Origin of the sequence: Hymenobacter negativus (genome assembly GCF_016056375.1) — a bacterium.
Classification (GTDB): domain Bacteria; phylum Bacteroidota; class Bacteroidia; order Cytophagales; family Hymenobacteraceae; genus Hymenobacter; species Hymenobacter negativus_A.
This window is the reverse complement of the sequence record NZ_JAEDAE010000003.1, coordinates 486,056-499,301: the sequence shown is the minus strand read 5'-3', so window position 1 is coordinate 499,301 and position 13,246 is coordinate 486,056. Positions and strand designations below refer to the sequence as shown.

Sequence of the window (13,246 nt, the reverse complement as noted above, 5' to 3'; positions counted from 1 at the left end):
AAGACGCGGCAAAGACACCGTTGCATTTGCCCCCTACTGTCCGCCTGCCGGGCAGTAGGGGGCTTTTCGTTTGGGGTGAATTAGGGAGATAGACTGGACTTTTATAAGGTAACTACTTGAATTAAAATGCCATTAAAATCAATCTGCTTTGGGTTTGTCTTCGTAACTCAATACAGTTCATCAACTCTTCACAAAACACCTCTTGTTATGCAACACCGTTCTACTTCCCAATGGCTGGCAGCGGCTACAGCCGGGCTTTTATTGCTGAATGCTGCCCCAGGCCACGCCCAAACAGTTTTCGGCCTGCAAACGTCAACCACCGCCACCAATCTTGTCACGTTTCAGGCCACAGCTCCGGGCACGTACACGGCTACTACGGCCATCACCGGACTGGGCACCGGTCAAACCCTGGTGGGCTTGGACAGCCGCCCCAACACCGGCCAGCTGTTCGCACTGGGCTACGCCGCGGCTACTACGCAAGTGCAGCTCTACACCCTGAACGTGACCACCGGCGCGCTCACGGCCGTGGGCCCGCTGCTCACGCTGAACCTGGGCACCAACACCGCCCGCATCGGCTTCGATTTTAACCCGACCGTGGACCGCATCCGGGTTACGGGCAGCAACAACACCAACTTCCGGCTGAACCCCAACAACGGCGCCCTGGCCGCCACCGACACCAACCTGGCCTACGCCACCACCGACCCCAACGCCGCCCAAACGCCCGGCATTGGGGCCGTGGCCTACACCAACAGCTACATCGGAGCCTCGGCCACTACCCTCTACGACGTAGACGAGGCCAATGCCCGCCTGACCACCCAAATCCCGCCCAACAACGGCACCCTGAATACGGTGGGCGCACTGGGCTTCGCAAATTTCGGCAGCTCCGACCTCGACATTTACTTTAATACCAGCACGGGGGCCAATGTGGGCTACCTCACGGCCCTGCCCAACGTGACGCCGGGCACCACCAACAGCAGTCTTTACACCGTGAATCTCGCCACGGGTGCCACCACGCTGGTGGGGGCCATCGGCGGCAACCTCACGCCACCGGTCACGGACATTGCACTGCAAATCACGCGCACGGTGCCAGCCACCGTGACCGGCAACCTGGCCTACGCCCTGTCGGGCACGAACCTGCTGACGTTTGATACGGCGCTGCCGGGCACCATTCGCACCTCGCTGGGCATCACAGGCGTAGCCGCTACCCAAACCCTGGTGGGCCTGGATGTGCGGCCATTTACTAATACGCTCTTCGCCCTGGGCTACGATGCGGCGCTGGCCACGCCCGGGCTGAATGCACAAGTGTATTCGATAAGTGCGGTAACGGGGGTGGCCACGCCTATCGGCTCGGCTATTCGCCTGGAGTTGGGCACCGGCAAAGTTGGTTTCGACTTCAACCCGACGGTGGACCGCATTCGCGTAACCTCATCTAACCGCGCAAACTACCGCCTCAACCCCAACGATGGCACCGTTGCCGCCACCGATACCCAGCTGGCCTACGCGACCACCGATGCCAACGCCGCTGCCACGCCCAACATTGGGGCCGTGGCCTACACCAACAGCGTGGCCGGCCCCCTTGCCACCGCTACTACTCTCTACAATTACGACCTGAGCCTGAACATCCTCACCACCCAAAACCCGCCGAACAACGGCACCCTGAACACGGTGGGAACCTCGGGCATTACGGCTAATGCCACGGCGTCCAGCCTGGACATGGATATTTACTCGCCGGTGGCCGGTACCAACACAGCCTACCTAGTAGCGAACCCCGGCACCACGGCCAACACCAACCTTTACACCGTGAACCTGACCACGGGCGCCACCACGCTGGTAGGCGCCATCGGCAATGGCCTGGCGGCCCGCGACATAGCCGTGGCTGGCCCGGCTGGTGTGAATACGGCCGTGCGCGACCGCGCCGACCTGGTGGCCGGGCTGAGCCTGTACCCCAACCCAACCCATGGCCGCACTGCGCTGGCCTTTAATATGGCCCGCCCCGGCCAGGTCGAACTAAGCGTGGTTGATGCCCTGGGCCGTCGTGTGGCAACCGTGCCATCGGCGGCGCTGCCGGCCGGGCCGCAGGAACTGCGTTGGGAAGCCGGCACTGCCAAGCCCGGCTTGTACCTGATGCGCCTCGTGGTGGATGGCCAGCCCGCCGCCACCCGCCAGCTGGTGATAGAATAACCCTGCTCAACGGCTTAGCCACACTTACAAGCCTCCTTATGAAAAAGCCCCGCCGAAATTATTCGGCGGGGCTTTCCTTCTTTCCGGGCGTTAAATCCTTCTCAAAAAGAATAAGTTTTAGTCATTTAAGGACAATGGTTTGCCTGCCATCATCGGGGAACACCTTGAATGTTGTACTTTTAGTTTTCCGAGCTTCATAACGTTTCATCACTACCTATTTTTTGCCCGTGAGTAAACCTTTTACCTTTCAAAAGCTCAGCTTGGCCCTGCTCGGCCTGCTGCCGCTGACTGCGCTACACGCGCAGTCCCTTGCCCCCCAGCAGGCCATGGAGAAAGCCTTGGCCGTGCGCAGCCAGTGGGCAGGCCCCGGCTTTGCGCCCGCCGACCTGCGCATGAGCAGTGCCTACGCCGATGCCAACGGCCTGGAGCACATGTACGTGCAGCAGCTATACCAGGGAATTCCGGTCTTTAACAAGATTCAGTCGCTGGCGTTTGTGGGCAGCCGCCTGGCCTCGCACACCGGAGCGTTTGTGCCGGCCAAGCAGTTTGCGGGCGTGCCCGCCACACCGGCCATCACGGCTGCGGTGGCCGTGAGCCGCGCCTTGCAGCATCTGGACCGTCCCTTCGCCGCTACCCCACTCCGCCTCACGGAAGAGAGTGGCCCCGAAGCCCGCCAGACCTTCGCCGCCAGCGGCGTGGCCCGGCAAGACATTGTGGCCAGCCTAACCTGGGCATTTGATGAGGCCGGCAAGGCCCACCTGACTTGGAACGTGAACGTCGACCTGCTCGGCTCGCCCGACTGGTGGAACGTGCGGGTAGATGCCGCCTCGGGTGCCATCGTGAGCCAGGACAACTGGACCGTGAGCGAAGCCGCTGCCCCTCACGCCCGGCCCGCTGCTGTGGCCACTAAAGGCGCAGTGGCCACGGTTGCGAAGGCCGCCCAGTTCCTTCCCCCGCCGCCGCCCACTACCACCTCGACATCGTTTCTGGTAATTCCCTTCCCCCGGGAGCGGCCCACGGCCACCGGCGTTCAGACCGATACCGACCCGTGGCTGAAAGCCGGGGCCACCAACAACGCCACCACCTACGGCTGGAACTTCGACGGCACCACCAACTACGCCTTCACGCGGGGCAACAACGTGGCCGCCTACGACGACGCCGCCAACACCAACGCGCCCGGCAACTACGCCAACTCGACGACGGCAGCCCCTGCCCTCAGCTTCAACTACACGCCCGATTTCACCCTGGCGCCCGGCGGCACTACCAACCGCAACGCGGCCGTTACCAACCTGTTCTACTGGAACAACATCATCCACGACATCACTTACCAGTACGGCTTCACGGAGGCTGCCGGTAACTTCCAGGCCGATAACATGGGCCGGGGCGGCAGCGGCAACGACTACGTGAAAGCCGAAGCCCAGGACGGCCTCGGCACCAACAATGCCAACTTCAGCACGCCGGCCGACGGCAGCAGCGGCCGCATGCAGATGTACCTCTGGAGTGCCGCCACGCCATCTTATTCGCTGATAGTGACGGCCCCTAGCACCGTGGCCGGCAGCTATCCGGCCGTGGAAGGCGGTTTCAGCACCAACAACAGCCTTGCCACGCTGGGTCCTATTTCGGGCCAACTGGCGCTGTACAACGACGCGGGTAACTTGGGCTGCACCGCCACTACCGCCACGGCGCTCACCGGCAAAATCGCGCTGATTTACCGGGGTAGCTGCAATTTCTCGGTGAAAGTGAAAAATGCCCAACTGGCCGGTGCCACCGCCGCCATTGTGGTAAACAACGTGGCCGGTGCGCCTTCGGTAATGGGTGGCAGCGACAACACGGTTACCATTCCTTCGGTAATGATTTCGCAGGCCGACGGGGCCACCCTGGTTGCTCAGATTACCAACAACATCCAAGTTACCCTGCCCCGCGCGCCAGCGCCCGGCCCAATGCTGGATGGTGACTTCGACAACGGCGTAATGGTGCACGAGTACGGCCACGGCGTGAGCACCCGCCTCACGGGCGGCCCCGCCAACAGCAGCTGCCTCAACAATGCCGAGCAAGGCGGCGAAGGCTGGAGCGACTACCTGGCCCTGATGCTGACCACCGACTGGACCACGGCGGCCCTCACCGACGGCCCCAACGCCCGCCCCGTAGGCACCTACGCCTCTGGCCAGACGGCCACCGGCAGCGGCATCCGCCGCTACCCCTACTCCACCAACCTCACGGTAAACCCGCTGACCTACGCCAACGTGGCCACCAACCCCGAAGTACACGCCATTGGCGAAATCTGGTGCGCTGCCCTGTGGGACATGACCTGGAACATCATCCAGCAACGCGGCCGCATCGAGCCCAACCTGTATAACGGAGCCGCCAACGGCGGCAACAACATTGCCATGCAGCTGGTGTTGCAAGGCATGAAGCTCCAGCCCTGCCAGCCCGGCTTCCTCGACGCCCGCGACGCCATCCTGGCTGCCGATTCGCTGCTCTACCAGGGCCAGTACCACTGCACCATTTGGAACGCGTTTGCCCGCCGCGGCATGGGCTACAGCGCCGTGGAAGGCTCTTCGGGCAGCGCCACCGACCAAACGGCGGCCTTCGACATGCCGCCGCCCGTGACGCTGCAAAAAGTGACGCCGCTGGTTTCCGGCAACACCTTCACCAACGAGTACAAGCTGGCCTGCAATTGCAGCGTGCCCACCGCTCCTTACACCCTCACCGACGAGCTGCCCACGGGCATGCAGTTCGTGAGCAGCACCACCGGCGGCACGCTCGTGGGCAACAAGGTCACGTTCAGCAACATTACGTTCACGGCGCCGGGCCAGACGCGCACGCTGCGCTTCCTGGGCCAGGCGGCGGCGGCCAGTGCCTGCGCGCCGGTTACGCCCGTAAACGACAACCGGGAAGCCAACACGACCGGCGGCTTCGCTGCGCAGCCCATCACCGGCACTTCCACCTGGACCACCAGCACGGCCCACGCCAACAGCGGCACCACCTCGTGGTGGGCCACGGCTCCGGCCATCCCCACCGATTTCGTGCTGACCTCGACCCCGTTCACGCCCACGGGCCTGTCGGTGCTCTCGTTCTACCACTATTTCGACTTTGAGGGCAGCTACGACGGCGGCACCGTGGAAATATCCACCAACAACGGCACCACCTGGCAGAACCCGGCCACCCTCTGGATTCAGAATGGCTACAACAGCACCTTCGATGCCAGCACCACGGCCCCCGGCCAGAAATGCTTCTCGGGCCGGAGCGTGACCGGCACCGCCGGTTTCATCCGCTCGGCGCTCGACCTGCGCTCCTTCGCGGGCATGCCGATGCTCGTGCGCTTCCGCACCCGCACCGACAACGGCAGCCCCGGCACTTTCGAGGGCTGGTTCATTGACGATATCCAGGTTATCAATGGCTGTGGCGGCAATCAGATTGTGGAGCTTCGCAACGGTTCCAACGTGCTGCAAAGCACCCAGACCGTGACCACCTACCTGACCACCAATACCACAACCGCTCAGAAAACCGGCCTCGCCCAGGCCAGCGAGTTCACGGCCCAGCCCAACCCCTTCGGCTCGCAGGGCCTGCAGCTCCGCCTGAACCTGCCTTCGGCCCAGCCCAAGATGGACCTCGACCTCTATGATGTGGCCGGCCGCCTGCTGCTGCACCGCACCGTAGACCGTGTGGCCGCTGGCACCAGCACCCTCACCTGGAACGAAGCCGCCGCCCTGCGCGCCGGCCTCTACCTGGTGCGCCTGCAACTGCCCGACGGCAGCGCCACCATGCTGCGCGTAGAGCGGGAATAACCGCCGGTTAGCCCCTCACAAAAAAGGCCCGCTGAAATTCAGCGGGCCTTTTTTGTGGGATTTATTTCCGGAGCTTAAACGGAACCGTGCACCGCCAGATGGGCGTGGTCACGCAGAATGGTTTTCAAAAATGGGCCGTCCTGCAAACTGGTTTGAATGCCGGTAATGGCTTTCACCTTATTTGCCACTTCGTTCAGCAACAAGTAATTCTCCTGCTTGCTGCCATGGTAAAGCAACTTGCGGATGAGCGCCACGTCGTGGTCGGTCAGGGCGGCGGCCTGCGTAAAGACCGGCTGGTAGCCCGCAATGGCCGCCACCTCGCCAGCCAGGGGCGTGGCATAGCTGGGCCGCTTTGTGAGGCTGATGACGGTGGTGCCAGCGGCGAGGTCGCCTAGGCGCTGGCCCCGGCCATTGAGCAGGATGGTAATCAGGGCCACCACGCCCGAGGTAGCCACAATTTCGATGGGCCGCAGCAGCCACCGCAGCAGGTAGTCGCCGAGGCCGGCACGGGTACCGTCCAGCCGCACCACGCGCAGGCCGCGGGCTTTTTTGCCCAGCGTCTGGCCGTTGAAAAACACCTCGCAGGCCAGCATGTAGAAGGTAGTGGGTAGCAGAGGTATCACCTGGCCCGCCCGTCCGCCGGGGCTGAGGTGATACTCACCGTTGAGCACGCTCCAAGCGATAAACCACACGAAATACAGGCCATAGTCGATAAGCGACGCCAGAATGCGGTCGCCGGCGCTGGCAATTTCATATTCTAACGAAACGTTTTGGGTAGTCTGAATGCGAATGGTGCTCATAAATGGGCCGGCGGTAGCGGGATAATGTGGGTCCAAGATTCGGCCGCGAAAAGTACGGCGAACCCGGGCATATAACCAGCCAGACAGCGCACGCAGCCCGGCCTCTTTTTTTCTGATATTCTGCTACTATCGCCGCTTTTGCTACCTTTAAGGTCCTATTCCACGCCCCATGCGCGAAGCCCTTTTCCTGCGGCAAAATCAGGCCCGCTGGCAGCAGTACGAAACCACGCCCGCCACCAATCCCGACGAGCTGGCTGCCCGCTTCGTAGCCCTGACCGATGACCTGGCCTACGCCCAAACCTTTTACCCGGAGTCGCCCACCACGGCCTACCTCAACACACTCACGGGCAAGCTGCACCAGGCCATTTACAAGAACAAAGCCGAGGCCAGGGGCCGTTTCGGCCACTTCTGGGCGCGCGAGCTGCCGCTGGTGGTAAGCCGCCATCAGGGCGTGCTGGCCTGGACGCTGCTATTTTTTGTGCTGTGCACGGCCCTGGGTGCCCTTTCGGCGGCGTATGACGACACCTTCGTGCGCAGCATTCTGGGCGACAATTATGTGAACCAGACGCTGGAAAACATTCATCGGGGCGACCCGATGGCCATTTACAAGAGCGACGAGGAAACGTCGATGTTCCTCTTCATTACTTTCAACAACATCAAGGTGGCACTCACGGCTTTTGCCATGGGCATCACGGCGGGGTTGGGCACGGGCGCGGCGCTGTTCTACAACGGCCTAATGCTGGGCTCGTTTCAGTATTTTTTCTACCAGCAGCATGTCCTGGCCGCTTCGGTGCTCACCATCTGGATTCACGGCACGCTGGAAATTTCGGCCATTGTGCTGGCCGGCGGTGCGGGCTTTGTTATGGCCCAGGGCATCTTGTTTCCGGGCACGCACAGCCGGGCCGAGTCGTTTCGGCACGCGGCCCGCGAGGGCGGCAAGCTGGCGCTGGGGCTGGTGCCCATTTTTATGCTGGCCGGCTTTCTCGAAAGCTTCGTGACGCGCCACACCGAGATGCCGGTGGCGGCCAGCGTGGCCATTATCGGCAGTTCGGCGGCGTTCATTCTGTGGTACTTCGGGTGGTACCCGTGGCGGCTGCGGCGGCAGGGCGCGGTGCTGGCCGCACCAGCTGCGGCGGGCCGCTAGGCCGGTCATGCTGGGCTTTATTTCTTCCCTTCCATTCTTTTTATGACGCGCTTACCCTTTACCCAGGAATCTGATTTTCGCCAGCAGCGGGATTTTGGCCAGAAATTTTCGGCTACGTTTGAGTTCATCGGCGCCCACTGGAGGGGCCTGGGGCGGGCCTTGCTCTACATTGTGCTGCCGGCAGCGCTGCTGCGGGGCGTGGCGGCCGCCGTGCTGCAACAGCAGATGCTGCAGGAAACGCTGGGGGCGGTGCGCTCCGGTACCCGCTACTCGCCCAACACGGCCGCGCTGGAGCAACTGGCCCTGATGGGGCGCATGACGGGCACGCCTCTGTATTGGCTCAACATATCCGTCAGCTTTGCTTTTGCTACGCTGCTGGTGCTCACCGTGTACAGCTACGTGAAGCTCTGCATGCACCCCGCTCCCACGAATGAGCCCATCATGCCGGGCGAGGTATGGCAGGGAGTGAAGGAGCATTTCCTGGGCTCGTTCCTGTCGTATTTCGGGCTGGCGATATTGATTATAATTGGCTTCTTCCTGCTCGCGATACCGGGCATTTATTTATCTGTCGCGTTCAGCCTGTTTTTTGTGGTGAAGGTGATGGAAGGCAGTGGCTTCGGCGCCACGCTGAGCCGCTGCCTACAGCTGATTAAGGGCAAGTGGTGGTCGACTTTCGGCCTGCTATTCATCATGTTGTTTATGCTCGGGATTTTGTTTGCGGTGGTGGGGGCCATGGCGGGCGGCCTCACGCTGGGCATGGCGCGCGGCGCGCTGGGCACCGACGGCGCCAACCAAGACTTCAGTGTACTACTCATTGTGCTTACCACGCTCGGCGGGGTGCTCAACCTGTTGATTTACCCGCCCATCCTGCTGGCCATTGCCTTCCAGTACTTTAACCTGGTGGAGCGCCGCGACGGCATCGGCCTGCGCCAAATGGTGGACCAGCTTGGTCGGGCTCCCGTCCCCGTGCACAACACCGACTACCGCCCCGATGACGAAGGCGAATACTAGCTCTCATTTGGGCGACAGCCCTGATTAACTGGCTGAAACCCCATCCTTCTTTCCTTCTCCCTATTTCCTTCGTGGCTGCTTTCTCTTCCTGGCTTCGGGCCTTGTTGCTGCTGCTGGTGCTGGCCGCCCCTTGCCGGGCCGCCCGGCCCGATGCGCCCGCCCGGCCCGCCGCCACCTGGCCCCTGCCGCCCGATGCCGGCCCCGCCCCGCAGCAGCGCCGCCCCGATGCCGCCCGCCTGCGGGAGCTGCGCGGGCAGCGCGAGTTTCAATACGTGGAGCCCGACACCCGCGCCGAGCAAAGCGCCTGGAGCCTGTTTTGGGCGCGGGTGTGGCAAACGGTTATCGAATGGCTGAACAGCCGCAGCTACAGCCACTTCTGGCGCTGGGTGTTCTATGCGCTGTTTCTGGGCGCGGGCGTGTTTGTGGTGCTCAAACTGCTGCAAATCGACTTCACGGCCCTGTTTGGCCGCTCGCCCCGGCGCGCGCCCCTGGCCTACGACACCGCCGCCGAGAACATTCACGAAGTGGATTTTGCCACCCGCCTGGCCGAGGCCGAAGCGGCCGGCAACTGGCGGCTGGCTGTGCGCCTGGGCTACCTGCAATTGCTAAAAACACTGTCGGACCGCGGCCTCATCAACTGGCAGCCCGACAAAACCAATCACGCTTACTTGGCCGAATTGCCGCCCACCGGTGCTATCCGGGACGACTTTCGCGAAATTACCCGGCAGTTCGAGTTTGTGTGGTACGGCGAGCTGGCGCTGTCCGAGCCGCTGTATGAGCGGGTGCGGGCCGGCCAACGGGCTTTCCAAACGCTGGTGGCTGGCCCCGCGGCCCGGCGTGCCGCCTGAGTTAATTTCCCTGCTTTATGACCTCGACTTTCCGCTGGTATCTGCTGGGTTTGCTGGCCCTGTTTGGCGCCTACGTGGCGCTGGAATACTACCGGCCCAAGCCGGTGGACTGGCGCCCCACGCTCATCAACAAGGACAAAATTCCTTACGGCACCTACGTGCTGTATGACCAGCTGCCGCGCCTGCTCGGCACCGATTCCGTTCAGACCACGCGCCTGCCCATCTACAACCAGCTCACTGGCATCTCGCTGAAAGTAACCGATGCGCTGGCCGAATCGCAGGCACGCACCATCACCACGGCGGGAGACAGCAGCCATCAGACAAAAGCATATGTCAGAGACATCACGGATTCCACTAATCAGCCGGCCGAAAAGCAGCCATTGCCCAGCGCGCACCCGAAGTCATCTGGCTCTTCAGGTCCTCGTTTAGACGACGAATACCCCGCAGAACCTGTCGTTGATACGGCCGCAGTAGCTTCCGACAGTAGCACGACTTCGGAAGATGAGTACGAAGAAAATGACGAGGAAGGGCACGACCGGACTACTGAGCACTTGTTGAGCCTTCGCGCCAACTATCTGTTCGTCAACACCACGTTTGAAGCCAGCGCCACCGATGCCCACGCCCTGCTGCGCTTTATTGCCAATGGCAACGACGTGTTCATCGTGGCCGAAAACGTTGGCGATTCCACCAGCGCGCTGCTCGATACGCTGGGCGTCCGCACCCGCACCGTGAAGCTGCCCACCCACGTCGGCCCGCGCGGCCTGCCCGTGCCCGATTCGGTGACGGTGCGCTTCAACAACCCGGCCTTAGCTTGCCCGCGCTACCGTCTGCCCGGCGGCGATGCCAACGTGCGCTTCGTGGTGGATTCGGGCCGCGTGGGCCGCGCCCTAGCCACCGATGCGCAGGGCCGCCCCGTGTTCGTGCGCCTCGACTATGGGCGCGGGCACGTGTACCTGTGCTCGGTGCCCATTGCCTTCACCAACCAGTTTGTGCTGCGGCCCGCCAGCACGCAGTTTGCGGCCACGGCCCTCTCCTACCTGCCCGCCCGGCCTACCTGGTGGGACGAATACCAGAAGCAGGGCCGCCTCGGCGACCAGTCGCTGCTGCGCCTCGTGAGCGGCCACGAAGCGTTGAATACGGCCTGGTACCTGCTCATCATCGGCGGAATCCTGTTTGTGCTGGTGGAAGCGCGGCGGCGGCAGCGCATCATTCCCACGCTCAAGCCGCTACCCAATACCACGCTGCTGTTTACGCGCACAGTGGCCAGCCTTTACCGCCAGGGCAGCAGCCACGCCCTGATTGCGGAGAAAAAAGTGGGCCTGTTTATGGATTATTTGCGCACGCATTTCCAGGAAACGAGCCCGGATTTTGGCGATGAGAACTTCCGGGAGCGGCTCAGCCAGAAATCCGGCCTGGCCCGGCCGCGCGTTGATGAGCTGCTGCGGCTGGTAAATTTCGCCCGTACCGCTCCGCAGATGAACGACCAGCAATTGCTGCAATTAAGCAGGGCGCTGACTGATTTCAAGCGCGAAGCCCACCGCTAACCGATGCCTGCCATGCTCACCGTTGCCAAGCTCGCCGTCCTCATCAAGTACCGCTGGGATAATCACCTGTTCAAGAAACAAGCCTCGGCGCAGGAAAAGGAATTGCTGGCCGATATTGACTGGTACGATATCAGCGAATTGCTGCAGGACCTCAAGCTTTACCACAAAAACCTCGTTGCGGCCGAATACGCCAAAAAAATTCTTGCAGACCTGCGGCAGACCTGCGCCGACGACGAAACCGCTCAGACCTTACTTGGCTACGCCAGCACTTTGTAGATGGAACCCGAAAACCTCGACCTGACTCCCCAATCGCCGGCCCCGGCCACACCCGAAATGGCTGACGCAGCCCCTGCCGCGCCCGAAGCCGCCTTCGCCCCGCGCACCGACTTTGCCCGCCTCATAACCAAAACGGCCGCTATTCGGACGGAAATCGGCAAAATCATCGTCGGCCAGACCAATTTGCTGGAATTGCTGCTCACCGCCGTGCTGGCCGATGGCCACGTGCTGCTCGAAGGCGTGCCCGGCGTAGCCAAAACCCTCATGGCCAAGCTGCTGGCCCGCACGCTGGCCGTGCCGTTCAGCCGCATCCAGTTTACCCCCGATTTGATGCCGAGCGACGTGCTGGGCACTTCGGTTTTCCGGCAGAATAAGGCCGATTTCGAGTTTCGACCCGGCCCTATTTTCGCCAGCGTGGTGCTGATTGACGAAATCAACCGCGCGCCGGCCAAGACGCAATCGGCCCTGTTTGAGGTGATGGAGGAGCGCACCGTGACCCAGGACGGCACCACTTACGCCATGCAGGAGCCCTTCTTGGTGCTGGCCACCCAGAACCCCATCGAGCAGGAAGGCACCTACCGCCTGCCCGAAGCCCAGCTCGACCGTTTCCTGTTTAAGCTGCACGTGGGCTACCCCACGCTGGCCGAGGAAGTGCAGATTCTGACCGGCCACCACTCCGGCCAGGGCAGCACCAACTTGGAGGCCGTGCAGCCTATCTTGAGCGCCGCCGACCTGGCCCAGTTGCGCCAGCAAGTGCGCCAGCAGCGTGTGGAAGCCAATATTCTGGAATACATCGCCAAGCTAGTGGGCCAGACGCGGGCGCACAAGTCGCTGTATCTGGGCGCCTCGCCCCGCGCCTCATTGGCATTGCTGAACGGTGCCAAAGCCCTGGCCGCCCTACGCGGCCGCGACTTCGTAACGCCCGAAGACGTGCAATTTCTGGCCCCCAGCGTGCTGCGCCATCGCATCATGCTCACGCCGGAGCGAGAGATGGAAGGCGGCACGCCCGATGAGGTGGTGAAGCAGATTATCCAGAGCGTGGAAGTGCCGCGGTAAGCATGAAATACTCTACCGAATGGCTGCTTGACCAGCTGACGCAGGATGCCCGTGTCAAGTACCTGTTTTTCTGGGGCAACCAGCCCAGCAAGGACGGCACCATCACCAAATCGTGCCTGAGCCAGTGGTGGCCAGCCGATTTTGTGGTGGCCGGCATCACCTACCGGTCCACGGAGCACTGGATGATGGCTGAAAAGGCGCGGCTGTTCAATGACGATAAGACCCTGGACCAAATTCTGGCCGCCAAAAGCCCGGCCGAAGCCAAGAAGCTGGGCCGCGAAATCCAGAATTTTGACCCTGAGATATGGGAAGCACGCAAGGTTGAAATCGTGATTGCGGGCAACCTGCACAAGTTCGGGCAGCATTCGGAGCTGGCGAAATTCCTGCTTTCCACCAACGACCGGGTGCTCGTCGAAGCCAGTCCGGTGGATACCATCTGGGGCATTGGGCTGGCGGCCGACGCGGCCGACGCCGCTAATCCCAGTCGCTGGTTGGAACCGAATCTGTTAGGCTTTGCGCTGATGGCGGTGCGGGACGAATTGCGGCGGCAATAACCGGGAGCCGCCGTTGCGGGTTATCCATTATTCAGTCCGCATTT

10 protein-coding genes are annotated in these 13,246 nt (G+C 62.3%); 9 read left to right on the top strand and 1 reads right to left on the bottom strand.

Annotated features, from left to right (window positions below):
- The first annotated feature begins 207 nt into the window (after positions 1 to 207).
- Both I7X13_RS10055 and I7X13_RS10050 read left to right on the top strand, forming a co-directional pair.
- Positions 208 to 2,181, top strand: a complete 1,974-nt coding sequence (locus I7X13_RS10055; protein WP_198075367.1) for a DUF4394 domain-containing protein — start codon at positions 208 to 210, stop codon at positions 2,179 to 2,181.
- 227 nt (positions 2,182 to 2,408) lie between these two features.
- Positions 2,409 to 5,969, top strand: a complete 3,561-nt coding sequence (locus I7X13_RS10050; RefSeq protein WP_198075366.1) for a M36 family metallopeptidase — start codon at positions 2,409 to 2,411, stop codon at positions 5,967 to 5,969.
- 74 nt (positions 5,970 to 6,043) lie between these two features.
- Here the strand turns inward: I7X13_RS10050 and I7X13_RS10045 are convergent, their stop codons facing one another.
- Positions 6,044 to 6,769, bottom strand: coding sequence for an RDD family protein (locus tag I7X13_RS10045; RefSeq protein WP_198075365.1), 726 nt, complete (start codon positions 6,767 to 6,769; stop codon positions 6,044 to 6,046).
- Between the two features lie 169 nt (positions 6,770 to 6,938).
- Here I7X13_RS10045 and I7X13_RS10040 point away from each other — a divergent pair, with 169 nt between their 5' ends.
- From I7X13_RS10040 to I7X13_RS10010, 7 genes are all read left to right on the top strand, one after another.
- Positions 6,939 to 7,913 carry a stage II sporulation protein M gene (locus I7X13_RS10040; RefSeq protein ID WP_198067901.1) on the top strand — a complete coding sequence of 325 codons (975 nt, stop codon included), beginning with the start codon at positions 6,939 to 6,941 and terminating at the stop codon, positions 7,911 to 7,913.
- 42 nt (positions 7,914 to 7,955) lie between these two features.
- Entirely contained in the window at positions 7,956 to 8,924 is a 969-nt protein-coding gene (locus tag I7X13_RS10035; protein ID WP_198075364.1) for a hypothetical protein, read from the top strand.
- Between the two features lie 71 nt (positions 8,925 to 8,995).
- Complete coding sequence (locus I7X13_RS21915) at positions 8,996 to 9,772, top strand: DUF4129 domain-containing protein (protein ID WP_198075363.1); 777 nt, start codon at positions 8,996 to 8,998, stop codon at positions 9,770 to 9,772.
- Positions 9,773 to 9,789: 17 nt separating this feature from the next.
- On the top strand, positions 9,790 to 11,316 hold the full coding sequence (locus I7X13_RS10025; protein WP_198075362.1) for a DUF4350 domain-containing protein: 1,527 nt from the start codon (positions 9,790 to 9,792) through the stop codon (positions 11,314 to 11,316).
- Positions 11,317 to 11,328: 12 nt separating this feature from the next.
- Positions 11,329 to 11,592, top strand: a complete 264-nt coding sequence (locus tag I7X13_RS10020; RefSeq protein WP_198067897.1) for a hypothetical protein — start codon at positions 11,329 to 11,331, stop codon at positions 11,590 to 11,592.
- A gap of 57 nt (positions 11,593 to 11,649) precedes the next feature.
- Positions 11,650 to 12,648, top strand: coding sequence for an AAA family ATPase (locus tag I7X13_RS10015; protein WP_394368583.1), 999 nt, complete (start codon positions 11,650 to 11,652; stop codon positions 12,646 to 12,648).
- A 2-nt stretch (positions 12,649 to 12,650) separates the two neighbouring features.
- Positions 12,651 to 13,202, top strand: a complete 552-nt coding sequence (locus I7X13_RS10010; protein ID WP_198075360.1) for an NADAR family protein — start codon at positions 12,651 to 12,653, stop codon at positions 13,200 to 13,202.
- Positions 13,203 to 13,246 lie beyond the last annotated feature (44 nt).

Coding starts and splice junctions, on each gene's coding strand:
- I7X13_RS10045 (WP_198075365.1), bottom strand. CDS start 6,769: ATGAGCACCATTCGCATTCAGACTACCCAAAACGTTTCGTTAGAATAT.
- I7X13_RS10055 (WP_198075367.1), top strand. CDS start 208: ATGCAACACCGTTCTACTTCCCAATGGCTGGCAGCGGCTACAGCCGGG.
- I7X13_RS10040 (WP_198067901.1), top strand. CDS start 6,939: ATGCGCGAAGCCCTTTTCCTGCGGCAAAATCAGGCCCGCTGGCAGCAG.
- I7X13_RS10020 (WP_198067897.1), top strand. CDS start 11,329: ATGCTCACCGTTGCCAAGCTCGCCGTCCTCATCAAGTACCGCTGGGAT.
- I7X13_RS10035 (WP_198075364.1), top strand. CDS start 7,956: ATGACGCGCTTACCCTTTACCCAGGAATCTGATTTTCGCCAGCAGCGG.
- I7X13_RS10025 (WP_198075362.1), top strand. CDS start 9,790: ATGACCTCGACTTTCCGCTGGTATCTGCTGGGTTTGCTGGCCCTGTTT.
- I7X13_RS10015 (WP_394368583.1), top strand. CDS start 11,650: ATGGCTGACGCAGCCCCTGCCGCGCCCGAAGCCGCCTTCGCCCCGCGC.
- I7X13_RS10010 (WP_198075360.1), top strand. CDS start 12,651: ATGAAATACTCTACCGAATGGCTGCTTGACCAGCTGACGCAGGATGCC.